General features: G+C 60.0%; 18 protein-coding genes. 5 read left to right on the top strand and 13 right to left on the bottom strand.

Annotated features, from left to right (window positions below):
- Positions 1-12 precede the first annotated feature (12 nt).
- Genes ASC74_RS27265 through ASC74_RS27255 form a run of 3 tightly spaced genes read left to right on the top strand, consistent with a single transcriptional unit; the run spans position 13 to position 5,230 of the window.
- Positions 13-1,116 (top strand): efflux RND transporter periplasmic adaptor subunit, encoded by a 1,104-nt coding sequence (locus ASC74_RS27265; RefSeq protein WP_056745647.1) that lies wholly within the window; start codon positions 13-15, stop codon positions 1,114-1,116.
- On the top strand, positions 1,113-2,180 hold the full coding sequence (locus ASC74_RS27260; protein ID WP_056745645.1) for an efflux RND transporter periplasmic adaptor subunit: 1,068 nt from the start codon (positions 1,113-1,115) through the stop codon (positions 2,178-2,180). The genes ASC74_RS27265 and ASC74_RS27260 overlap by 4 nt, the downstream gene beginning before the upstream one ends.
- Entirely contained in the window at positions 2,177-5,230 is a 3,054-nt protein-coding gene (locus ASC74_RS27255; protein ID WP_056745643.1) for an efflux RND transporter permease subunit, read from the top strand. Before ASC74_RS27260 ends, ASC74_RS27255 begins: the two co-directional genes overlap by 4 nt.
- Before the next feature lie 125 nt (positions 5,231-5,355).
- On the opposite strand, the gene ASC74_RS27250 is transcribed toward ASC74_RS27255, so the two are convergent.
- The 12 genes from ASC74_RS27250 to ASC74_RS27195 all read right to left on the bottom strand — a co-directional run bounded on the left by ASC74_RS27250 (position 5,356) and on the right by ASC74_RS27195 (position 17,876).
- Entirely contained in the window at positions 5,356-5,985 is a 630-nt protein-coding gene (locus ASC74_RS27250) for a class I SAM-dependent methyltransferase (protein ID WP_056745797.1), read from the bottom strand.
- Positions 5,986-6,193: 208 nt separating this feature from the next.
- Complete coding sequence (locus tag ASC74_RS27245; protein WP_030128490.1) at positions 6,194-6,838, bottom strand: methionine ABC transporter permease; 645 nt, start codon at positions 6,836-6,838, stop codon at positions 6,194-6,196.
- On the bottom strand, positions 6,828-7,949 hold the full coding sequence (locus tag ASC74_RS27240) for a methionine ABC transporter ATP-binding protein (protein ID WP_056745641.1): 1,122 nt from the start codon (positions 7,947-7,949) through the stop codon (positions 6,828-6,830). Before ASC74_RS27240 ends, ASC74_RS27245 begins: the two co-directional genes overlap by 11 nt.
- Before the next feature lie 2 nt (positions 7,950-7,951).
- Complete coding sequence (locus tag ASC74_RS27235) at positions 7,952-8,761, bottom strand: MetQ/NlpA family ABC transporter substrate-binding protein (RefSeq protein WP_056745639.1); 810 nt, start codon at positions 8,759-8,761, stop codon at positions 7,952-7,954.
- Positions 8,762-8,890: 129 nt separating this feature from the next.
- On the bottom strand, positions 8,891-10,249 hold the full coding sequence (locus ASC74_RS27230; RefSeq protein ID WP_056745637.1) for an LLM class flavin-dependent oxidoreductase: 1,359 nt from the start codon (positions 10,247-10,249) through the stop codon (positions 8,891-8,893).
- Positions 10,249-11,454, bottom strand: coding sequence for an SfnB family sulfur acquisition oxidoreductase (locus ASC74_RS27225; RefSeq protein ID WP_056745635.1), 1,206 nt, complete (start codon positions 11,452-11,454; stop codon positions 10,249-10,251). Before ASC74_RS27225 ends, ASC74_RS27230 begins: the two co-directional genes overlap by 1 nt.
- A 38-nt stretch (positions 11,455-11,492) precedes the next feature.
- The gene (locus tag ASC74_RS27220; protein ID WP_056745633.1) at positions 11,493-12,734 is read right to left on the bottom strand and encodes an SfnB family sulfur acquisition oxidoreductase; all 1,242 of its coding nucleotides are present in this window, start codon (positions 12,732-12,734) and stop codon (positions 11,493-11,495) included.
- 357 nt (positions 12,735-13,091) lie between these two features.
- Positions 13,092-13,856 (bottom strand): hypothetical protein, encoded by a 765-nt coding sequence (locus ASC74_RS27215; RefSeq protein ID WP_056745631.1) that lies wholly within the window; start codon positions 13,854-13,856, stop codon positions 13,092-13,094.
- Positions 13,857-14,358: 502 nt separating this feature from the next.
- Complete coding sequence (gene tcyN, locus ASC74_RS27210) at positions 14,359-15,114, bottom strand: L-cystine ABC transporter ATP-binding protein TcyN (RefSeq protein WP_056745630.1); 756 nt, start codon at positions 15,112-15,114, stop codon at positions 14,359-14,361.
- Between the two features lie 4 nt (positions 15,115-15,118).
- Positions 15,119-15,784, bottom strand: a complete 666-nt coding sequence (tcyL, locus tag ASC74_RS27205) for a cystine ABC transporter permease (RefSeq protein WP_056745629.1) — start codon at positions 15,782-15,784, stop codon at positions 15,119-15,121.
- Positions 15,784-16,584, bottom strand: a complete 801-nt coding sequence (gene tcyJ, locus ASC74_RS27200) for a cystine ABC transporter substrate-binding protein (RefSeq protein ID WP_056745625.1) — start codon at positions 16,582-16,584, stop codon at positions 15,784-15,786. Before tcyJ ends, tcyL begins: the two co-directional genes overlap by 1 nt.
- Before the next feature lie 299 nt (positions 16,585-16,883).
- Complete coding sequence (locus ASC74_RS27195) at positions 16,884-17,876, bottom strand: D-cysteine desulfhydrase (RefSeq protein ID WP_046052254.1); 993 nt, start codon at positions 17,874-17,876, stop codon at positions 16,884-16,886.
- 193 nt (positions 17,877-18,069) lie between these two features.
- Between ASC74_RS27195 and epsC the strand changes: the two genes are divergently transcribed.
- Positions 18,070-18,996 (top strand): serine O-acetyltransferase EpsC, encoded by a 927-nt coding sequence (gene epsC / locus ASC74_RS27190; RefSeq protein ID WP_046045486.1) that lies wholly within the window; start codon positions 18,070-18,072, stop codon positions 18,994-18,996.
- Positions 18,997-19,423: 427 nt separating this feature from the next.
- Positions 19,424-21,379 (top strand): choline transporter BetT, encoded by a 1,956-nt coding sequence (gene betT / locus ASC74_RS27185; protein WP_177338887.1) that lies wholly within the window; start codon positions 19,424-19,426, stop codon positions 21,377-21,379.
- An 8-nt stretch (positions 21,380-21,387) separates the two neighbouring features.
- Here betT and ASC74_RS27180 read toward each other — a convergent pair whose 3' ends face one another.
- The gene (locus tag ASC74_RS27180; RefSeq protein ID WP_046045488.1) at positions 21,388-21,648 is read right to left on the bottom strand and encodes a hypothetical protein; all 261 of its coding nucleotides are present in this window, start codon (positions 21,646-21,648) and stop codon (positions 21,388-21,390) included.
- Between the last annotated feature and the right edge of the window lie 45 nt (positions 21,649-21,693).

Raw genomic sequence — 21,693 nt, 5'->3', positions numbered from 1 at the left:
AAAGGAGTCTGCATGGTAGGTCCCGGATTGAAAACAGTGGTTGGCCTGAGCCTCCTTGTCCTGCTGAGCGCCTGTGGCGATAAAAAACCGGTCGAGAAGGACCGCCCTCGGGTGTTCGTGCAAGAGGTCAAATCGGCGGATTACGCGGCGACGGTGACCCTGACCGGTGATGTTCAGGCACGGGTCCAGACCGACCTGTCGTTCCGCGTTGCCGGCAAGATCATTCAGCGTGCAGTCGATGTCGGTGATCGGGTTTCGGCCAAACAGGTTCTGGCAAAACTCGATCCCAAGGACCTGCAAACCAGCGTCGACTCGGCTCAGGCGCAGGTTGTTGCCGAACAGGCCCGAGTCAAACAGACCGCCGCCGCTTTCGTTCGCCAGCAAAAACTCCTGCCCAAGGGCTACACCAGCCAGAGCGAGTTCGATTCCGCCCAAGCCGCCTTGCGCAGCAGCCAAAGCGCCCTGACGGCGGCCCAGGCGCAACTGGCCAACGCCCGTGAACAACTGAGCTACACCGCGTTGGTCGCCGACGCGCCGGGGGTGATTACCGCGCGTCAGGCCGAGGTTGGCCAGGTGGTGCAGGCCACCGTGCCGATTTTCAGCCTGGCCCGGGACGGCGAGCGCGACGCGGTGTTCAACGTCTACGAATCGCTGCTGACAGAGCCGCCAGAAGGCAAAACGGTGGTCGTAAGCCTGCTCGACAACCCCGCGATCAAAACCACCGGCAGTGTTCGGGAAATCACCCCGGCCGTCTCCGCGCAGACCGGCACGGTGCAGGTCAAAGTCACTCTCAACGGACTACCGGAAGGCATGCAGCTCGGCTCGGTGGTGAGTGCCACGGCGAAGACGCCGGGCAAATCAGCGGTCGAACTGCCCTGGTCGGCACTGACCAAAAATCTCAGCGACCCGGCCGTGTGGCTGGTGGACGGCGAGGGCAAGGCGCAGCTACACACCGTCACGGTCGGCCGCTACCTGACTGGCAAAGTGATCATCAGCGCAGGCCTGAAGGGTGGCGAAAAAGTCGTCATCGCCGGCGGCCAGTTGCTGCACCCTGGCGTGAAGGTGGAGATCGCCGAAAACACCTATAAGGATTTAGCCGAGGGAGCCCAGCCATGAAGCGTCTGTTACTGGTGTGCGCCGGTGTGATGCTGGTGGCCTGCTCGAAAAAAGAACCGCCGCCGGAGCCGGTGCGTCCGGTGCTATCGATCAAGGTCCAGGCGCTGGACGAAGAAAGCCTGGGCCGCTTCGCCGGCAGCATCCAGGCCCGTTACGAAAGCAATGTCGGGTTCCGGGTGCCGGGGCGTATCGCCAGCCGTAACGTCGATGTCGGTGCCGAAGTCGATAAGGGCGCGCTGCTCGCCACGCTCGACCCCACCGATCAGCAGAACCAGTTGCGTTCTGCTCAGGGCAATCTGGCCAGCGTCCAGGCGCAACTCATCAACGCCCAGGCCAACGCCCGGCGTCAGCAAGAGTTATTCGATCGCGGCGTGGGCGCCCAGGCGCAACTCGACATCGCACAGACCGACCTCAAAACCACCCAGGCCTCCCTCGATCAAGCGAAGGCTGCGGTCGATCAGGCCAAGGACCAGCTCAACTACGTCGAACTGCGCGCCGACCACAAAGCCATCGTCACCGCGTGGAGCGCCGAAGCCGGGCAAGTCGTCTCTGCCGGCCAGCAAGTGGTGACCCTGGCGCAGCCGGACATCAAGGAAGCCGTGATCGATCTACCGGACACCCTGGTCGACCAGTTACCGGAAGACGTGGTGTTTCAGGTTGCCGTCCAGCTCGACCCAAGCATCACCACCACTGCCATCGTTCGCGAAATCGAACCTCAGGCGCAAAGCGCGACCCGTACCCGTCGCGCCCGCCTGACACTGACCGACACGCCACCGGGGTTTCGCCTGGGCACGGCGATCAGCGTGACCCTCAGCTCTGCGATCAAACCGCGTATCGAACTGCCCCTGACCGCGCTCCAGGAGGTCGATGGAAAACCGCGGATCTGGGTCATCGACCCGCAGACCCAAACCGTTTCCCCGCGAGACGTCAGCCTGATCAGCCGCACTGATTCAACGATGGTCCTGGCCAACGGTGTGAAGTCCGGCGAGCGAGTGGTCAGTGCCGGCGTGAATAGCCTGAAACCGGGGCAAAAAGTAAAAATCGATGAGGACAGCCCGCAATGAAAGGGAGTTTCAACTTATCCGAATGGGCCCTCAAACATCAGTCGTTTGTCTGGTATTTGATGTTCGTCGCGCTGCTGATGGGCGTGTTCTCGTACATGAACCTCGGCCGCGAGGAAGACCCGTCGTTCACCATCAAAACCATGGTGATCCAGACCCGCTGGCCGGGCGCGACCCAGGAAGAAACCCTTAAGCAGGTCACTGACCGGATCGAGAAAAAACTCGAAGAGCTCGACTCGCTCGACTATGTGAAAAGCTACACCCGCCCCGGCGAGTCGACGGTTTTCGTTAACTTGCGTGATACCACCAGCGCCAAGGACATCCCGGAAATCTGGTATCAGGTGCGCAAGAAGATCAACGACATTCGCGGCGACTTCCCACAAGGCCTGCAAGGGCCGGGGTTCAACGATGAATTCGGTGATGTGTTTGGTTCGGTGTACGCCTTTACCGCCGACGGTTTGTCGATGCGCCAATTGCGCGATTACGTCGAGCAGGTCCGCGCCGAGATCCGCGAAGTGCCGGGGCTGGGCAAGGTCGAGATGGTCGGCGAGCAGGATGAAGTCCTCTACCTGAACTTCTCCACTCGCAAACTGGCGGCGCTGGGCATCGATCAGCGTCAGGTGGTGCAGAGCCTGCAATCGCAAAACGCGGTGACCCCGGCCGGTGTAATCGAGGCCGGTCCCGAGCGGATTTCCGTGCGCACGACGGGGCAGTTTGCCTCGGAGAAAGACCTGGAAAACGTCAACCTGCGACTCAACGATCGCTTCTACCGCTTGGCCGACGTCGCCGAAATCAGCCGTGGCTACGTTGACCCGGCGACGCCGGAATTCCGCTTTAACGGCCATCCAGCCATCGGCCTCGCCATTGCGATGAAGAAGGGCGGCAACATTCAGGCGTTCGGCAAGGCGCTGCACCAGCGCATGAATGACCTGACCGCCGACCTGCCGGTGGGCGTCGGTGTGCACAACGTTTCCGACCAGGCCGAAGTGGTGGAAAAAGCCGTCGGCGGCTTCACCAGCGCGTTGTTTGAAGCGGTGGTAATCGTGCTGATCGTTAGCTTCATCAGCCTCGGCGTGCGCGCCGGGCTGGTGGTGGCGTGCTCGATCCCGCTGGTGCTGGCGATGGTCTTCGTCTTCATGGAATACAGTGGCATCACCATGCAGCGGATTTCCCTCGGTGCGTTGATCATTGCGCTCGGGCTGCTGGTGGACGACGCGATGATCACCGTCGAGATGATGGTCACGCGCCTGGAAATGGGCGAGACCAAGGAGCAAGCGGCCACGTTCGCCTACACATCGACCGCGTTCCCGATGCTCACCGGTACGTTGGTGACGGTGGCCGGTTTCGTGCCCATCGGCCTGAACGCGAGCTCGGCCGGCGAGTACACCTTCACGCTGTTCGCGGTGATCGCGGTGGCCATGATCGTGTCGTGGATTGTCGCAGTGCTGTTCGCCCCGGTGATCGGCGTGCACATCCTCAGCGCCAACGTGAAACCTCACGACGCAGAACCGGGGCGCATCGGTCGGACGTTCAATTACGGCTTGCTTTGGGCCATGCGCAATCGCTGGTGGGCGATCGGCATCACCGTTGCGCTGTTTGTGGCGTCGGTGTTTTCCATGCAGTTCGTGCAGAACCAGTTCTTCCCGTCCTCGGACCGCCCGGAAATCCTCGTCGACCTGAACCTGCCGCAAAACGCCTCGATCGCCGAAACCCGCAAGGCGGTAGACAAGCTCGAGGCGACGCTCAAGGGCGACCCGGACATCGTGCGTTGGAGCACTTACATCGGCGAAGGTGCGATCCGTTTCTACCTGCCGCTCGACCAGCAATTGCAGAACCCGTACTACGCGCAATTGGTCATCGTCAGTAAAGGGCTGGAATCGCGTAACGCGCTTAGCCAGCGCTTGCGCGAGCGGCTACGCAAAGATTTTGTCGGTATCGGCAGCTACGTCCAGGCGCTGGAAATGGGCCCGCCGGTGGGTCGGCCGATTCAGTACCGGGTCAGCGGCAAGGACATCGATCAGGTGCGCAAGCACGCCATTGCCCTGGCCACCGAACTGGATAAAAACTCGCACATCGGTGAGATCATTTACGACTGGAACGAACCGGGCAAAGTCCTGCGCATCGACATCGCACAGGACAAGGCGCGGCAATTGGGGCTGTCGTCGGAAGACGTGGCCAACCTGATGAACAGCATCGTGGTCGGTGTGCCAGTGACTCAGGTCGATGACGACATCTACCTGATCGACGTGGTGGGGCGTGCGGAAGACGCCGAACGCGGCACCCCGGAAACCCTGCAGAATTTGCAGATCGTCACGCCGGGCGGCACGTCGATTCCGCTGCTGGCGTTCGCTTCCGTGCGTTATGAACTTGAGCAACCGCTGGTCTGGCGCCGCGACCGCAAACCGACCATCACCATCAAGGCGGCGGTGCGCGATGAGATTCAGCCGACCGACCTGGTGAAACAACTTCAACCCGACATCGATAAATTCGCCGCCAGTTTGCCGGTGGGCTACAAGGTCGCCACCGGCGGCACAGTGGAGGAAAGCGGCAAGGCCCAGGGGCCAATTGCCAAGGTTGTGCCGTTGATGCTGTTTTTGATGGCGACCTTCCTGATGATCCAGTTGCACAGCGTGCAGAAGCTGTTCCTGGTGGCCAGCGTCGCGCCGCTCGGGCTGATTGGCGTGGTGATAGCGCTGATCCCGACGGGCACGCCCATGGGCTTTGTGGCGATTCTGGGGATTCTGGCGCTGATCGGCATCATCATCCGCAACTCGGTGATTCTGGTGACGCAGATCGACGCCCTGGAGAAGGACGGTCATGCGCCGTGGGATGCCGTGGTGCAAGCCACGGAGCATCGTCGCCGGCCGATTCTGTTGACGGCAGCGGCAGCGAGCCTGGGGATGATCCCGATCGCCCGGGAAGTGTTCTGGGGGCCGATGGCCTACGCGATGATTGGCGGGATTATTATTGCGACGTTGCTGACATTGCTGTTTTTGCCGGCGCTTTATGTGGCCTGGTACAAAATCCGCGAACCGAAGAAAGAGGCGCAATAGCGAGCGCTGCGCGCTCATCGTCGGAACGCCGCCCGGAGCAAGCTCGCTCCCACAGTTGACCGAGTTGTCTAGGCGGACGCGGTTCCCTGTGGGAGCGAGCCTGCTCGCGAAGGCGTCCTGTCAGACTATGCAAGCTTGCGCCAAACACTCGCCAACCAAGGCTGCTGCTCTCGCGGCAGCCCCGCCGGCCGGTAGTAATGCTCCAACTCCACAAACCCCGCCGCCGTCAGCAATTGCTGCCACGACTCAAGATCGTGGTATGCCCCATAACGCGGCCCATTCCACCCCTCCTGATTCTCGCCACGCGGATTGGAACTGAACAACACACCACCCGGCTTCAGGGCCCCGCGCAACTCCTTCAACACCCGAGGCAATTCCTGACGCGGAATATGAAACAACACCGCATTGGCGAAGATCCCGTCAAAGCGCTCAGCCGGCAAATCCAGCTTCAGAAAATCTTGCTGCCAGACCTCGCAACCACTGTCTTCGCGCGCCATCTGCGCAAACTTCTCCGAGCCATCAAGCCCGACAGCGGTGTGGCCCATGCGCGTGAAGGTTTGCAAATCACGACCCGGCCCGCAGCCAAAATCGAGAATGTCGAACGGTGCCTCCCCCTGAACATGCCGCAGCAGCGCAGCAATGTTCTGGCTGACATCATGATCGCGAGTCCCTTCGCGAAAACTTTCAGCCACCGAGTTGTAATGCCCCAGGGTGGTGGAGGTGATCTGCTCAAGGTCGGTGGGAGTCTGTTTCATGGTCGGCTGCGCAGGCAATTGGGATTTGCCGAATATACGCCATGGGACAGAAGGCTGCTTCGCAGCCATCGCGAGCAGGCTCGCTCCCACACTGGACCGGCAGTGAACACAAGATTTGTGTACGACGCGATCAATGTGGGAGCGAGCCGGCTCCGGGCGGCGTTCCGACGAAAGCGGTATCACTGACAACCAATAACTTCAGCCAGGCTCAACGCTTATTGAGACCCCGGGCCAACCGATCCCCGCCCAACTGAATCACCGCCACCAACACCACCAGCAACACAATCACCGTCAACATGATCTGGCTATCAAACCGCTGATACCCGTACCGATAAGCGATATCTCCCAACCCGCCGGCACCAATCGCCCCCGCCATGGCCGATGAGTTGATCATGGTCACCAGGGTGATGGTGAAACCGCCGACAATCCCCGGCAACGCCTCAGGCAACAACACATGCCAAACGATATGCCAGCGCCGGCAACCCATCGCCTGCGCCGCTTCGATCAGCCCGTGATCGACCTCCCGCAAACTGACTTCGGCGATGCGCGCAAAGAACGGCGTGGCGGCAATGGTCAGCGGCACCACGGCCGCCCAAACGCCGTACGTGGTGCCGACGATCAGCCGGGTAAACGGAATCAGCGCCACCATCAAAATCAGAAACGGAATCGAGCGGAACAGGTTCACGAATGCGCCCAACGCGCGGTTCAGCGCCGGTGCTTCATAGATCCCGCCTTTGGAGCTGGTGACCAGAATCACCGCCAGCGGAATGCCCGCCAGCAGCGCGATCAATGACGACACGCCGACCATCAGGAAGGTGTCGATGAAGCCTTGCAGCAAGCGATCAAACCACATAACCCAGCACCTCCACCTGTTGCGCCCAGTTGCCGGCGCGTTGACGCAATTCCTCTGCGCCGAGGGACGAACCGGTCACCGCCAGCAGCAATTGCCCGAGGGCGTGGCCCTGAATCCGTTCCACGCCACCTTGCAGCAAGCGCACGCGACCGCCGAGGGCACTGAACAACGCGGCCAAGTCTGGCTCGTCGCTGGCGCTGCCGGTGAACTGCAAACGCAGCACAACAGCGGCGTCCGAGGACTGTGGATGTGCCTGCAAGCGGCTTTGCAGTTCCTCCGGCAAACCATGTTGCAACGGCGCCAGCAAGGTTTTGCTGACCTCGTGCTGCGGATTGCCAAAGACTTCCCAGACCGGGCCTTGCTCGACGATTCGTCCGTGTTCCAGCACGACGACTCGATCACAGATATCGCGAATCACCGCCATCTCGTGAGTGATCAGCACGATGGTCAGGCCCAGGCGCTGATTGATCTCGCGCAGCAGGCCGAGGATCGATTGCGTGGTTTCCGGGTCCAGCGCCGAAGTGGCTTCGTCGCACAGCAGAATCGCCGGGTCATGCACCAGTGCCCGAGCGATGCCGACGCGCTGTTTCTGCCCGCCGGAAAGCTGTGCCGGGTAGGCCTTGTGTTTCTCTTGCAGGCCCACCAGTTCCAGCAGTTCGCGGACTTTCTGCTCGCGTTTTTCCTTTGGCACACCGGCGACTTTCAGCGGCAACTCGACGTTCTGCCAAACCGTTTTGGCCGACATCAGGTTGAAGTGCTGGAAGATCATGCCGATGCGCCGCCGCAGCGCCACCAGGCGGTCTTCATCGAACTCGCCGATGTCGACCTGATCGATCAGCACGCGGCCCGTGCTCGGTTGTTCCAGGCGGTTGATGGTGCGAATCAGCGACGACTTGCCGGCGCCGCTGCGGCCGATGATGCCGAACACTTCACCGCGCTGGATCGCCAGGTCGATGCCGTGCAGCGCGGCAACCGGACCTTGCTGGCCGTTGTAGGTTTTGCCCAGACCGATGAAGCGTACGTGAGCGCGGTTGAGCGTTGGATGCAGTTCGGTCTGTTCGACTTTGTGGGGCTCTGGAATCTCCAGTCGCAGTTGGGTGGCTGCCGTCATATTCAGCTTTCCCAACCGGCTTGGTAGAGCTTGCCGTGGGCTTTATCCAGCGCGGCACGAACGGCCGGCGAATGCTGGTAGATGTCGACGAATTTGATCAGGCGTGGATCGGTTTTGCTTTTCGGCTGGATCACGAACTGGATCACGTATTCCTTGTGATCGAGGCCGTCGAACAGCAGGGCGGAGCCGGCATCGAAGGTCTTCGACAAGCGAATGTAGGCTGGGTAACCCTGAACTAGATCGGCGTCGTCATAGGCGCGTACCAGTTGCACGGCTTCGACCTGCAGGATTTTGATTTTTTTCGGGTTGGCGACGATGTCTTCTTCGGTGGCTTTGTAGCCGACGCCCGGTTTGAGGGTGATCAGGCCAGCCTTGGCCAGCAGTTGCAAACCACGACCGCTGTTGATCGGGTCATTGGCGATCGCCACGCTGGCGCCTTCCGGCAGCTCGTCGAAGCTTTTGTATTTCTTAGAGTAGAGACCGACGTTGTTGATAATTCCCGGCGCGAACGGCACCAGGTCAAAACCGGCGGCGGCCTTGGCGTTTTCCAGGAACGGAACGTGCTGGAAGTAGTTCACGTCAATGTCGCCGGCGGCGAGGCTGACGTTGGGCGCGATCCAGTCGCTGAACTCCACCAGGTCGACTTGCAGGCCTTGTTTCTTGGCTTCTTCGACGGCGGCTTCCAAGGGAATGGCGAAAGCGGCGGTGGTGCCGACCTTCAGCGGCGCGTCGGCGGCGAAGGTGATGGAGCTGAAAAGGCCGAGGGCCAGGGCCAGTGCTTTGACTGGGTGAGTTAAGAGTTTCTTGGTCATGATGGTTATTCCAGTCAGTGCATTAAATGTGTGGTGTTTGGTCGGGCCTCTTCGCGAGCAGGCTCGCTCCCACAGTGGATCTTTAGTGGTCGCACAATCCCTGTGGGTGCGAGCCTGCTCGCGAAGCTTTTAGCGCCGGTAGGCCGCGCCAGTGTGTTGCTCAGGCAAATGCGCCTCGCCGTGAAACAGTTTTTCTCGCAGGCTGCCGCTGTCGTAAGCGGTCTTGTACGACCCGCGCCGTTGCAACTCCGGAATCACCAAGTCGATGAAATCCACATAGCTTTCCGGCGTGACAATTCGCGTCAGGTTGAAGCCATCCAGCCCGGTCTCGGCGATCCAAGACTCCAGCTCATCGGCGACTTGCTCAGGCGAACCCACCACGGTGATGTAGCGGCCACCCAGCGCGTGTTGCTCGAGTAATTTGCGGCGGGTCCAGTCGTTGTTTTGCAGGTTTTTGGTAGCGGACTGGATCGCGTTGCTCTTCACGTACTGGATCGGTTCGTCGATTTCGTATTCGGAGAAATCGATCCCGGTGGACGCCGAGAAGTGCGCCACGCCGGCCTCGGCACTGGCGTAGCTCAAGTACTCGGCGTGCTTGGCCCAGGCCAGCGCTTCGGTGGCGCCGACAATCACGTTCAGCCCCATGAACACCTTGATGTCCTCAGGATTGCGCCCGGCCTCGACGGCACTGGCGCGCACCTTGTCCACTTGAACCTTGGTCGACGGTTTGTTCTGGCCGCTGATGAACACGCACTCGGCATGTCGCCCGGCGAACAGCAAACCGCGATCAGAACTGCCGGCCTGGAACAGCACGGGTGTGCGCTGCGGCGACGGCTCGCAGAGGTGATAACCCTCGACCTGATAGAACTCGCCCTTGTGCTCGACCTTGTGCACCTTCTCCGGTTGCGCGTAGATCCGCTGCTGCGGATCGTTAAGCACCGCGCCGTTTTCCCAACTGCCTTCCCAGAGTTTGTAGAGCACTTGCAGGTATTCGTCGGCCTGGTCGTAACGACGGTCGTGTTCCACCTGTTCGCTCAAACCCATGGCTTTGGCGGCGCTGTCGAGGTAGCCGGTGACGATGTTCCAGCCGACCCGGCCACGGCTCAGGTGATCGAGCGTGGACAGGCGTCGGGCGAACAGATACGGCGGTTCGTAAGTCAGGTTGGCAGTGAGACCGAAGCCAAGGTTTTTGGTGACCGCGGCCATGGCCGAGACCAGCAGCAGCGGGTCATTGACCGGAAGTTGGATCGACTCTTTGAGCGGTACGTCCACCGAGTTTTGGTAGACGTCGTACACGCCGACGATGTCAGCGATGAACAGGCCATCGAACAGTCCACGCTCCAGCAGTTGCGCCAGTTCGGTCCAGTATTCGATCGTCTTGTATTGGGTTGAAGTGTCCCGTGGATGTGTCCACAGACCATGGTTGATGTGCCCGATGCAGTTCATGTTGAACGCGTTGAGCAGGATCTTCTTTTTGGCATCGGCCATCAGATGGTCCCCCGCAGTGGCGGGTTTTCATCGTTGAGGTAGTAGTTGCCGATGGCGTGATATTTCCAGCGCACCGGGTCGTGCAGGGTGTGCACCCGAGCGTTGCGCCAGTGACGGTCCAGACCATGTTCGATCAGAGTTGCCTGGCTGCCGGCCAGTTCAAACAGCGTGCTGCCAGCGGCGAGGGAAATCTCGGTGCTGATGGCGCGGGCTTCAGCGACGGCAATCGACGCGGCGGCGACGGTCTCGGCGTTGGTCTTGGCCTGAGCCTTGTCGAGGAATTCGCCGGAGCGTTCCAGCAAGGCTTCGGCGGCGTGCAGACGAATGCTCAAGTGGCCGAAGCTCTTGATGGTGAGTGGGTCTTCGGTGGCTTTGTCGTTGCCGGAATCGATCCACGGCCGGGTCTTGGTGCGCACGAAGTGCAGCGCATCTTCATAGGCAGCACGGGCGATACCGGTGTCGATAGCGGCGTGGAGGATCTGCGCCAGCGGGCCGACGGTGGTCGGGCGCTCGAACGCGCTCTGAAACGGGATCACGTCTTCGTCGGCGACGTAGACATCTTCAAACACCACCGAACCGCTGCCGGTGGTGCGCTGACCGAAGCCGCTCCAATCGTCGATCACTGTCAGACCCTTGGCGTTACGAGGGACGAAAGCGAGTTGCTGAACACCGTTTTCGTCCACCACCGACGTCGGAATGCGCTGGGCATAAATCGCCCCAGTGGCGTAGAACTTACGGCCGTTGATGCGATAGCCGTCACGTTCTCCGTGCAGATCAGGGGTCAGACTGGTGACGCGGTCATGGGCAGTTTTGGTGCCCAGTTCCGCGAGGGCATTGCCGAAGCGTTGACCGGCCAATACTTCTGCGTACAGGCGCTTTTTCTGCTCTTCGCTGCCATTCACCCGCAACACTTCGAGCGCGTAGAAATGGTTCTGCGGGATCTGGCCGAGGGAACCATCAGCTTGGGCGATCAGCGCGATCACCTTGGCCAGGGTGACGTTGGAAACCCCGGCGCCGCCATATTCTTTTGGCACGCTGATGCCCCAAAGCCCTGAGCGGGAAAACACTTCCAGTTCCGGGTGTGGCAAACGGCGCTCGCGGTCGCGCAGGGCGCTGTCGCGTTTGAAATCTTCGGCCAGGTCACTGGCGACGATCAGGGCTTGCTCATCGCTGGTTATGACCGCGACGTGGTGAGAAAGAGTCATGTGTTTCTCCAGAGATCTGGTCAAAAGTGTTCTGGTCGTTAGATCCAGGAGTGCCGTGCGGGCAGCGTGCCGTTCAGGTGATAGGTGCCGACGGCGTGATATTTCCAGCGCACCGGGTCGTGCAGCGTGTGCACGCGGGCGTTGCGCCAGTGGCGGTCGAGGTTGAATTCGGCGAGGGTGGCGCGGCTGCCGGCCAGTTCGAAAAGCTTTTCGCTGGCCAGCAGCGAGATCTCGGTGGTCAGCACTTTGGCTTCGGCCACGGCAATTGAAGCGCGGGCGGCGGACTCGGCGGTGAGCGGCGCGGCGTTGACCTGATCGAGCACTTGCCCGGCCTTGCGCAGCAGCGCTTCGGCGGCGTGTAGTTCGATCTTCAATTTGCCAATGTCGGCGATCACATAGAGGTCGTCGCTGGCCCGTTCGACCTTGGCGTCGATCCACGGTCGTGCGCGGGTTTTCACGAACGCGATGGCGTCGTCGATGGCGCCCCGGGCGATGCCGGCGTCAATGGCTGCTTGAATCAGCTGCGACACGGCACCCTGAATGTTCGGGCTGTCATTGATCTTCCAGTTGTCCACCACCAGCTCGGCGTCGACCTGCACGTTGTTGAGTAAAATGGTGCCGCTGGCGGTGGTGCGTTGGCCGAAGCCCGACCAGTCATCAACGATGCGCAGGCCAGGAGTGCCGCGACGAACGAAGGCCAGCACTTGCTTGCCGTCGTCGTTCAGCGCCTTGACGGCGACCCAGTGGGCGAACAGGGCGCCGGTGGAATAGAACTTCTGCCCGTTGAGGATGAAGCCGTCGCCGCTGGCGGTGATTCGTGCCTTGAGTTCGAGGGTGTTTTTGGTGCCGCGCTCAGGTCCGGCGTTACCGATCCGCCAGCCGTCGAGCACGCTTTTGAACAGCTGTTTTTTTTGCGATTCGGTGGCGCTGCCGAGCACCAGGTTGAGAATGCCGAACTGGTTCTGCGGGATCTGTCCCAGTGCCGGGTCGGCCGCGGAAATGATCGCGAAGACTTCGGCAAGGGTGACGAACGAAACCTGCGGGCCACCGTACTCGCGCGGGATGGCAATGCTGCCCAGGCCGCTGCGGGTGAACTGTTCGATTTCCGACCACGGCAGCTTGCGCTGCTGGTCACGTTTGGCTGCTTGCAGACGGGCGACTTGCGCCAGTTCATGGGCGGCCTTGATGGCTTGTGCGTCGTTGCGCAAGACCTGCGCGGGCAACAACAGGGGGGCGATGTCCAGATCACTCTGGACGATTGCATCTGCCAGACTGGACATCAGTGCCGCTCCTTGGCTGCACGCAATGCCCTGGCGATCTGCACTGGGGTGATTGTGTTCCGGACCATACCTACCTCACATCTCATGGAAACGTCGCGATGGTTGCGACGAACGAAAACAAGAATGTCCGGTGGTCCGGTGTATATACCCTAAGCGTGTATAAAAAATTAATAAACTAACTTTTAGGAATATGCATAGAAGACGGTACGCCAGATTCATGTAGCAGCTGGCGAAGCCTGCGTTCGGCTGCGCAGCAGTCGTGAAATCAGGCGTCGCGGTCATTCAGGTTAATCGTGGACTCAGGATTTACGACTGCTACGCAGCCGAACGCAGGCTTCGCCAGCTGCTACACGGATCTCAGTGTTTGCGGGGTTCGGCGGCCATGAGCATTTCTTTCGGCCGGGCCTTCAAGTAGGGATTGGCGCAACCGATCTTCAGCCGGCGCGGGGGTGCCCAGCGGGAGTTGTTACCCACTCGGTCGAGGATGCAGTAAGTCACTTCCAGCCGCAGGTCTTCGCCGGCTTCGAGAATGATCGTCGGCGGCACCCAGACCTGGATTGGCTGGCCGACATCGCCGGCCTTGAGTCGTGGCAGATCCATGCGCACATCGCCCCAGCGCAGGGTGATTTCGTCGTCGGCAGCCATGTTCAGGTAAGGCTCGATGGTCAAAGGAACCCCGCGCTTGATCTGGTTCGGATTGACTCCCTGGCGGCGAATGGTCTCGGGGATATTCACGGGCTCCAGACTCTGGTTTTCATCGCCGCACAGCGCAGACGGTTGGCCGCCGGGGCAGTCGAGTTTGATTTGCACCCGTCTGATGGCTGAAAGGGTTGGTCCTTGCCCGATCTGCATGATCCGGTAGTGAACGCGCGAGGTGCCATTGGCGATGAAGCTTTCGGGCACACGCAGTTGGACCGGTTGGCCGACATCGTCGGCCGTCAGCACTCTGGAGGCCACATAGCAGTTATCCCAGAACAGTTCGATCAGGTCGCCTTCGTCCATGCCGGAGTAGGGCGCCACATCGATCAGCAGGTGCGCCGCCGAAGTGATGTTGATGCAGGTCTTGTGAGATTGCGCCAGGGTCGGGGCCGCAAGTTCGGGTTTGTTCGAAGTGCTTGTCATGGGGTTTCTCCTTGAAGCCTTGCAGCGAAAGTCCGTTTCTGAAAGTTCGAAAGGCGTGAATTACCGAGCAACAAAACTGTTCACTGTGTGTGAAATTAAATAGTGAATGAGTGCGAGGTTGAACGCCTGTTGGAGACTAGATAAGAGTGCGCTTGAATAGGTGTCAATAGAGCTGGCTAGTTAAGTATGGGATCTAGTGTTATTCAGAAAATTCCTACGCATTGAAGTTAATAAGCCGCACCACTCTGCCGAACTTAGCCTTGGTTTATGGGGTTTTATTGCATTGTTGACGACGAGGAACGGTTCGATGATGGCGCCGAGTTTGGCGAATTTTAGGCGAGGTTATTCTGTTGCAGGACATATATATGTACCGCACGCAGCTCTAAAAAATTATCTATTGTTCAGATGGATGAATAAACGAAGAGAGCGTAGCGAGAGATTTTGTTAGTAGGGGTAGTTGTCACTTCCATCCGTGGAAGTTGACAAGTAGTGAGGCGATGTTTCAGTGGTGAGCGTTATTCAGAAACTTGCTGAGAAACTGCTTTGTCCGCTCTTCTTTCGGGTTGGCAAACAGCGCCTTGGCTTCGCCTTGTTCGACGATCACGCCCTTGTCGAAAAACACCACGCGGTTCGCCACGTCCCGGGCAAAGCCCATTTCGTGGGTGACAATGACCATGGTGCGTCGCTCTTCGGCGAGGCTGCGGATGGTCGCCAGCACTTCACCCACCAGCTCCGGGTCGAGGGCTGAGGTAGGTTCGTCGAACAGAATCACTTCCGGCTCCATCGCCAGCGCACGGGCAATCGCCACACGCTGTTGCTGACCACCGGAAAGGCGACGCGGGTACGCGTCTTCCTTGCCCGCCAGGCCGACCCTGGCCATCAGCTTTTTACCCAGGGCAACGGCTTCGGCGTGCGGGATCTTCTTTACGATGATCGGGCCTTCGATAACGTTTTCCAGGGCGGTGCGATGAGGGAACAGGTTGAAGTTCTGGAACACGAAACCCACGTGCTGGCGTAAACGTCGCACCAGGCCTTGCTGCTGGTTCAGCGGACGGCTGCCATCGATCTCGATGTCACCGACCTTGATCCGGCCGCTGGTGGGTTCTTCCAGGAAATTCAGGCAACGCAGGAACGTGGTTTTACCCGAGCCGCTAGGCCCGATGATCGCCACCACCTCGCCTTCCTTCACTTCCAGATCGATGCCGTTGAGCACCACTTGACCCTTGAACTGCTTTGTCAGTTTTTCCACGACAATCATTGGGTCAGGACTCCTGGTCGTGCCGATTGACCCGCGCTTCCAACTGATTCTGGAAGTGCGACAGCACCGTGGCCAGAATCCAGTAGATCAGCGCGGCGGCAAGGTACATGGTGAAAATTTCGAAGGTGCGAGCGGTGATCAGCTGCGCCTGACGGAACAGCTCCGGCACCTGAATGGTGGCTGCCAGCGCGGTGTCCTTGACCAGCGAAATGAAGCTGTTGCCCAGCGGCGGCAGGGCTGTGCGCATCGCTTGTGGCAGGATGGCCCGGCGCAGGGTCTGCGCACGGGTCATGCCGATACTCGCGGCGGCTTCCCACTGACCGCGCTCGATGGAGCTGATCGCGGCGCGGAGGATTTCGCAGGCATAGGCCGCCATGTTCAGCGAGAAGCCGATCAGGGCCGCCGGCAGCGGATCAAGTTCGATGCCCAATTGCGGCAAGCCGTAATAGATCACGAACAGTTGCACCAACAACGGCGTGCCGCGGAAGAACGACACGTAGATGCGGGCGATCCAGCTCACCAGTTTGAAGCGCGACAGGCGCATCAATGCCAGGCCGAAGCCCATCAACAGGCCGAAGAACATCCCGCCCAGGCTCAGGATCACCGTGTAGTACGCGCCCTTCAGCAGGAAGGGCGCGGAATCCAGCGCGAGTTGGAAAGCTTCTTCCATTATTTAGTGACGTCAGCGCTGAAGTACTTTTCCGAAAGCTTTTTCAGCGTACCGTCGGCACGCAGCTTGTCGATGGCCTTGTTCACTGCTGCCAGCAACTCAGGCTCGCCTTTGCGCAGGGCAACGCCGGCTTCCTGACGGGAGAACGCTTCACCAGCGGCGGAAGTGTCCTTGGCTTTCTTGGCGTATTCCAGCGCGGCGAGGCGGTCGATCAGAATGGCGTCGGTGCGGCCGTTACGCAGGTCTGCGAACTTGCTCGGATCATCTTCGTAGGTGCGCACGTCAGCGGTCGGCACGTTGGCTTTCACCCATTGCTCATAGTTGGTGCCCAAGCCTACGCCGACTTTCTTGCCACCCAAGTCGGCGGCAGTCTTGATGTTCAGCTCGGCAGCCTTCTTGGTCAGCACCAGCGCCTGAATCCCGGAAACGGTGTACGGCTCGGAGAAGTCATACTTCTTCTTGCGCTCTTCGGAGATCGTTACCTGGTTGATCACAGCGTCCAGACGTTTGGATTCCAGCGCTGCGAGGATGCCGTCCCATTTGGTCGGCTGCAGTTTGACCTTCACGCCCAGCTCTTTGGCCAGGGCTTCGGAAAACTCGACTTCGAAGCCGGCCAGTTTGCCGTCGGCGTCGACGAAACTGAACGGTGGGTAAGTGCCTTCCAGGCCAACGTTGATCACGCCGGCGTCTTTGATTTTTTGCAGCTGCTCACCGGCAACCGCTTGCCCCAGCAGACCGGCGCTCAGCGCCAGGCCCAGCGAACCTACCAGCAGATTTCGTCGTAGTGCGGAAAAATTCATGACAAGCCCCTGTGTTTTCTTATGAAGACGCTTTTAGGAATGTTGGCAAATTCGGGATTTGAACGACTGCAATATCCTGCCCTAAAGCATCGTATGCGTCTCGCTGCAAATTCGCCTGCGGCGTGACTATATGATGGCGCTTTTAGATAGGAAAATAATAAATATCAACTTTGTTATTCTTTTTTGAGCTAAGTGATCGTTCCCACGCTCCTGCGTGGGAATGCCTCTAGGGACGCTCCGCGTCCAGTGACGCGGAGCGTCACGGGCTGCATTCCCACGCAGAGCGTGGGAACGATCGGCTACAAAAAGTCTTTATAGGCAAACAACGCCGGCGCCCCGCCGGTGTGCAGGAAGATGATCGGGCCGTCATTGAAGCGCTGGCGGCCGATGCCATCGAGCAATCCCGCCATGGCCTTGCCGGTATAAACCGGGTCCAGCAGCAAACCTTCCTGACTCGCCACCAGCTTCACGGCGGCCAGCGTCCCGGCATTCGGCTCGCCGTAGCGCGGGCCGAAATACTCGTCCCACAACTCGACCTTGAAACTCGCTGGCAGGCTCACGCCCAGCAGCTCGGCAGTGCGCTCGGCGAGGCCTTGGACTTTCGGGCGCTGATCCTCATCGCTGCGAGAAACCGTGACACCAATCACTGGCAAATCCGGCAGTGCTTCACTCAACGCCAACGCCAGACCGCTATGGGTCCCGGCACTGCCCGAAGCCAGAACCACGGCCGCGAATGTCAGCCCGGTGTCCTTGATCTGCTCGGCCAACTCCAGCCCGGCACGCACATAACCCAAAGCACCCAACGCATTGGAGCCACCAATCGGCACCAGATACGGCTTCTTGCCGTTGTTGCGTAGGCGATCGGCCAGGGCCTGCAGTTGTTCGTCGGCGTTGTCGAGGTTTTCCACCAGCTCGACCTTGGCATCGAACAGGTCCAGCAACAGCCGATTGCCGTTACCGACATAGTTAGCGTCGTCGGTGCCGAGAGGGTTTTCCAGCAAGGCTACGCAGCCCAGGCCAAGCTTGGCCGCAATGGCGGCAGTCTGGCGCACGTGGTTGGACTGAAGCGCCCCAGCGGTAATCAAGGTGTCGGCGCCTTGTGCCAGTGCATCGGCCGCCAGGTATTCGAGCTTGCGCAGCTTGTTGCCGCCCATCGCCAGCGGCGTCAGATCATCACGCTTGACGTACACATCGCGGCCCAACCAGGCCGACAGGCGTTCGAGTTTTTCCAGGGCGGTAGGATGACCGAGCAGGTCGAGGCGGTTAAAGCGGGCAAGCTGTTGTTTGATCATGGGGTCCGTACTGGCGGAGGGAGATGACAGGACTATAGGCACGCCTATTTAGCGGGGCAACTGCCAATCGGCCTTATGCCAAAAAGTGCTGAGCACAGCACAATCGGTTCTTAATTCGGCTTCCAGACCATGCCGTAAAGTAATCGCGGTTAACGCGGCCAGACAGTCCGGCCGCCCGTGAGGAGTTTTTACCGTGAGCGAGCGTTCCAGTCATTGGCAACTGCAGACCATCGTCAGCCAACTGCGCACGGCGCGTGATCAGTGGCGCGTACAAAATGGTCGCGCCAGCACCGAACAGGGTGGTCGCGAGTTGCCTTCCCGAGCGGCCATGGCAGAGATTCTCGAAGCCCTCTGCGGCGCGTTGTTCCCGATGCGCCTGGGACCGGTGGATTTGCGCGAGGAGAGTGAAGACTTCTACGTCGGCCACACGCTGGACGTTGCGTTGAACGCGTTGCTGGCTCAGGCGCGACTCGAATTGCGCTACGCCGCTCGCCACAGTGCCCAGGCCGACACTGAAGTCGAGGCCAAGACTATTCAGATCATTCAGGACTTCGCCCTCGCATTGCCGGGGCTGCGCAGCCTGCTCGACACCGACGTGCTGGCGGCCTATCACGGCGATCCGGCGGCTCGCAGTGTCGATGAAGTGTTGCTGTGCTATCCGGGGATTCTGGCGGTGATTCACCATCGCCTGGCCCATCATTTGTACCGTGCCGGATTGCCGCTGCTGGCACGGATCAGCGCGGAAATCGCGCACTCGGCCACTGGCATCGACATTCACCCTGGGGCGCAGATTGGCCGCAGCTTCTTCATCGATCACGGGACGGGTGTGGTGATCGGCGAGACCGCCATCATCGGCGAGCGTGTGCGGATTTATCAGGCCGTGACGTTGGGCGCCAAGCGCTTCCCGGCGGATGAAGACGGTCAGTTGCAGAAGGGGCAACCGCGACATCCGATTGTCGAGGATGACGTGGTGATCTATGCCGGTGCGACGATTCTGGGGCGGATCACCATCGGCAAGGGCTCGACCATTGGCGGCAATGTCTGGCTGACCCGCAGCGTGCCGGCGGGGAGCAACCTGACTCAGGCGAATCTGCAGCATGATGACGGGACGCAGAAGTAGATCCGGAGTCTCGACTGACTGATCCGGCCTCATCGCGAGCAGGCTCGCTCCCACAGGGTTTTTATGGTGTTCACAATGGTGTGGACTGACACAAATCCACTGTAGGAGTGAGCCTGCTCGCGATTGGTTTCAAGGCGAACCAAGATGTTGGCATTCCGCTAATTTCTCACTGAACGAATCCCCCAAACCCCGCGTCATACCCATCCTTGAGCTAGCGTACGAACAGTGCCGCCGAGCCTTGCGATTAGTCCTTAGCCCCCTATTCATGTTTAACTTGAACGCTCATTCAAGTTAAACCGCCGGTTTGCTGCCCGCTCACAACAGGAGGCTTGCCTTTGCCGAGTCCGTTATTGATTGCCCTGTTTCACCCCCTTGAGGTGCACCTTTCATGAGTGCATCGCCCACCCCCGCCAGCGGTCAGGTCCGCATGAATCCGCCGGTGTTTTACTTCTCGGCGACGTTCATTTTGCTGTTCGGCATCATCGTCATCGCCATGCCTGAACAGGCCGGCGCCTGGCTTCTGGAAGCGCAAAACTGGGCGGCCAACACGGTCGGCTGGTACTACATGCTCGCGATGACCCTGTATCTGGTCTTCGTGGTGGTCACCGCCTTGTCCGGCTACGGCAAGATCAAGCTCGGTGCCGACCACGACGAACCCGAATTCAGTTACCTGTCCTGGGCCGGCATGCTGTTCGCCGCCGGGATCAGCATCACGCTGTTTTTCTTTTGCGTGTCCGAACCGCTGACCCATTTGGCGCAACCGCCGCAAGGCGAAGCGGGCACGGCGGATGCGGCGCGTCAGGCGATGCAGATTCTATTTCTGCACTGGGGCCTGCACGGCTGGGGCGTGTTTGCCTTCGTCGGCATGGCGCTGGCCTACTTCGCTTATCGCCATAACCTTCCGCTGGCCCTGCGTTCGGCGCTCTATCCGCTGATTGGCAAGCGCATCAACGGCCCCATCGGTTACGCGGTGGACGGCTTTGGCATCATCGCCACGGTGTTCGGCCTCGGTGCCGACATGGGCTTTGGCGTGTTGCACCTCAACTCGGGTCTGGACTACCTGTTTGGCATCGCTCACACCCAGTGGATTCAGGTCGGCCTGATCACGCTGATGATGGGCGCGGCGATCATCGTCGCGGTGTCCGGCGTCGATAAAGGCGTGCGCGTGATGTCCGACATCAACATGCTGCTGGCCTGCGCGCTGTTGCTGTTTGTGTTGTTCGCCGGCCCGACTCAGCACCTGCTCAACACCCTGATCCAGAACATCGGCGACTACCTCGGCGCCTTGCCGATGAAGAGTTTCGACCTCTATGCCTACGACAAACCCAGTGACTGGCTGGGCGGCTGGACGGTGTTCTATTGGGCCTGGTGGATCGCATGGTCGCCGTTCGTGGGCCTGTTCATCGCACGGATTTCCCGTGGCCGGACCATCCGCGAATTCGTCTTCGGCGTGCTGTTGATTCCGCTCGGCTTCACCCTCGCGTGGATGTCGATCTTCGGCAACAGCGCCATCGATCAAGTCCTCAACCATGGCATGAGCGCGCTCGGTATGTCCGCCATCGATAACCCATCGATGACCCTTTACCTGCTGCTGGAAACCTATCCGTGGAGCAAAACCGTCATCGCGGTCACGGTGTTTATCAGCTTCGTGTTCTTCGTGACATCTGCCGATTCCGGCACCGTGGTGCTGTCGACACTGTCTGCCAAGGGCGGCAATCCCGATGAAGACGGGCCGAAATGGCTGCGAGTGTTCTGGGGCGCAATGACCGCGCTGGTGACCAGTGCGCTGCTGTTTTCCGGCAGCATCGATGCGCTGAAGTCAGCGGTGGTGCTGACCTCGTTGCCGTTCTCGATGATCTTGCTGTTGATGATGTGGGGGCTGCACAAGGCGTTCTACCTGGAGTCGCAGAAGCAGATCGCGCAACTGCATTCGCTGGCACCGGTATCCGGATCGCGGCGTGGCGGCTGGCGTCAACGTTTGAGTCAGGCCGTGCATTTCCCGTCACGGGATGAGGTCTATCGCTTCCTCGATACGACCGTGCGCCCGGCGATTGAAGAAGTCTCGGCGGTGTTCGTCGAGAAGGGTTTGAAGGTGGTCACTCAACCGGACCCGACCAACGACAACGTCAGCCTGGAAATCGGTCATGGCGAGGAGCATCCGTTCATCTATCAGGTGCAGATGCGCGGCTACTTCACGCCGTCCTTCGCCCGTGGCGGCATGGGTTCCAAGGAACTCAATAACCGTCGTTATTACCGGGCCGAGGTGCATTTGAGCGAGGGCAGTCAGGATTACGATCTGGTGGGTTACACCAAGGAGCAGATCATCAACGACATCCTCGATCAGTACGAACGGCACCTGCAGTTCTTGCATTTGGTGCGTTGATCGAGCACTCACGTCTCGGTGGTCAACACCATGAACAACACCAGCGCCGCCACCGGTACACCGAACACGGCGCTGCCGACCACCAGTTCCGTGCTGAACGGCTGGCCGGCATTGACCATGCCGACCGCGCCGTTGATCAACGTCAGCGCCAGCCACAGCACGACAAAGCTGAAGGCCAGGGTTTGGCGACTGAAGCCGATTTTCTCGCCGATGAACAGCATCAGCGCCAGGAGAATCAGGCCGAAGGTGATGATGATCGTGGTGTGCATGATGTGTTCCGCCCTTCGAATGTGTGTTGCTTTTGGGGCCGCCTT

This window comes from Pseudomonas sp. Root329 (assembly GCF_001424925.1).
Taxonomy (GTDB): Bacteria; Pseudomonadota; Gammaproteobacteria; order Pseudomonadales; family Pseudomonadaceae; genus Aquipseudomonas; species Aquipseudomonas arabinosi.
This window is presented reverse-complemented; position numbering and strand designations above follow the sequence as displayed.

Excerpts from the sequence above, each read along its gene's own strand:
- ASC74_RS27265 (WP_056745647.1), top strand. The coding sequence starts at position 13 with ATGGTAGGTCCCGGATTGAAAACAGTGGTTGGCCTGAGCCTCCTTGTC.
- ASC74_RS27260 (WP_056745645.1), top strand. The coding sequence starts at position 1,113 with ATGAAGCGTCTGTTACTGGTGTGCGCCGGTGTGATGCTGGTGGCCTGC.
- ASC74_RS27255 (WP_056745643.1), top strand. The coding sequence starts at position 2,177 with ATGAAAGGGAGTTTCAACTTATCCGAATGGGCCCTCAAACATCAGTCG.
- ASC74_RS27250 (WP_056745797.1), bottom strand. The coding sequence starts at position 5,985 with ATGAAACAGACTCCCACCGACCTTGAGCAGATCACCTCCACCACCCTG.
- ASC74_RS27245 (WP_030128490.1), bottom strand. The coding sequence starts at position 6,838 with ATGTGGTTTGATCGCTTGCTGCAAGGCTTCATCGACACCTTCCTGATG.
- ASC74_RS27240 (WP_056745641.1), bottom strand. The coding sequence starts at position 7,949 with ATGACGGCAGCCACCCAACTGCGACTGGAGATTCCAGAGCCCCACAAA.
- ASC74_RS27235 (WP_056745639.1), bottom strand. The coding sequence starts at position 8,761 with ATGACCAAGAAACTCTTAACTCACCCAGTCAAAGCACTGGCCCTGGCC.
- ASC74_RS27230 (WP_056745637.1), bottom strand. The coding sequence starts at position 10,249 with ATGGCCGATGCCAAAAAGAAGATCCTGCTCAACGCGTTCAACATGAAC.
- ASC74_RS27225 (WP_056745635.1), bottom strand. The coding sequence starts at position 11,454 with ATGACTCTTTCTCACCACGTCGCGGTCATAACCAGCGATGAGCAAGCC.
- ASC74_RS27220 (WP_056745633.1), bottom strand. The coding sequence starts at position 12,734 with ATGTCCAGTCTGGCAGATGCAATCGTCCAGAGTGATCTGGACATCGCC.
- ASC74_RS27215 (WP_056745631.1), bottom strand. The coding sequence starts at position 13,856 with ATGACAAGCACTTCGAACAAACCCGAACTTGCGGCCCCGACCCTGGCG.
- tcyN (WP_056745630.1), bottom strand. The coding sequence starts at position 15,114 with ATGATTGTCGTGGAAAAACTGACAAAGCAGTTCAAGGGTCAAGTGGTG.
- tcyL (WP_056745629.1), bottom strand. The coding sequence starts at position 15,784 with ATGGAAGAAGCTTTCCAACTCGCGCTGGATTCCGCGCCCTTCCTGCTG.
- tcyJ (WP_056745625.1), bottom strand. The coding sequence starts at position 16,584 with ATGAATTTTTCCGCACTACGACGAAATCTGCTGGTAGGTTCGCTGGGC.
- ASC74_RS27195 (WP_046052254.1), bottom strand. The coding sequence starts at position 17,876 with ATGATCAAACAACAGCTTGCCCGCTTTAACCGCCTCGACCTGCTCGGT.
- betT (WP_177338887.1), top strand. The coding sequence starts at position 19,424 with ATGAATCCGCCGGTGTTTTACTTCTCGGCGACGTTCATTTTGCTGTTC.
- ASC74_RS27180 (WP_046045488.1), bottom strand. The coding sequence starts at position 21,648 with ATGCACACCACGATCATCATCACCTTCGGCCTGATTCTCCTGGCGCTG.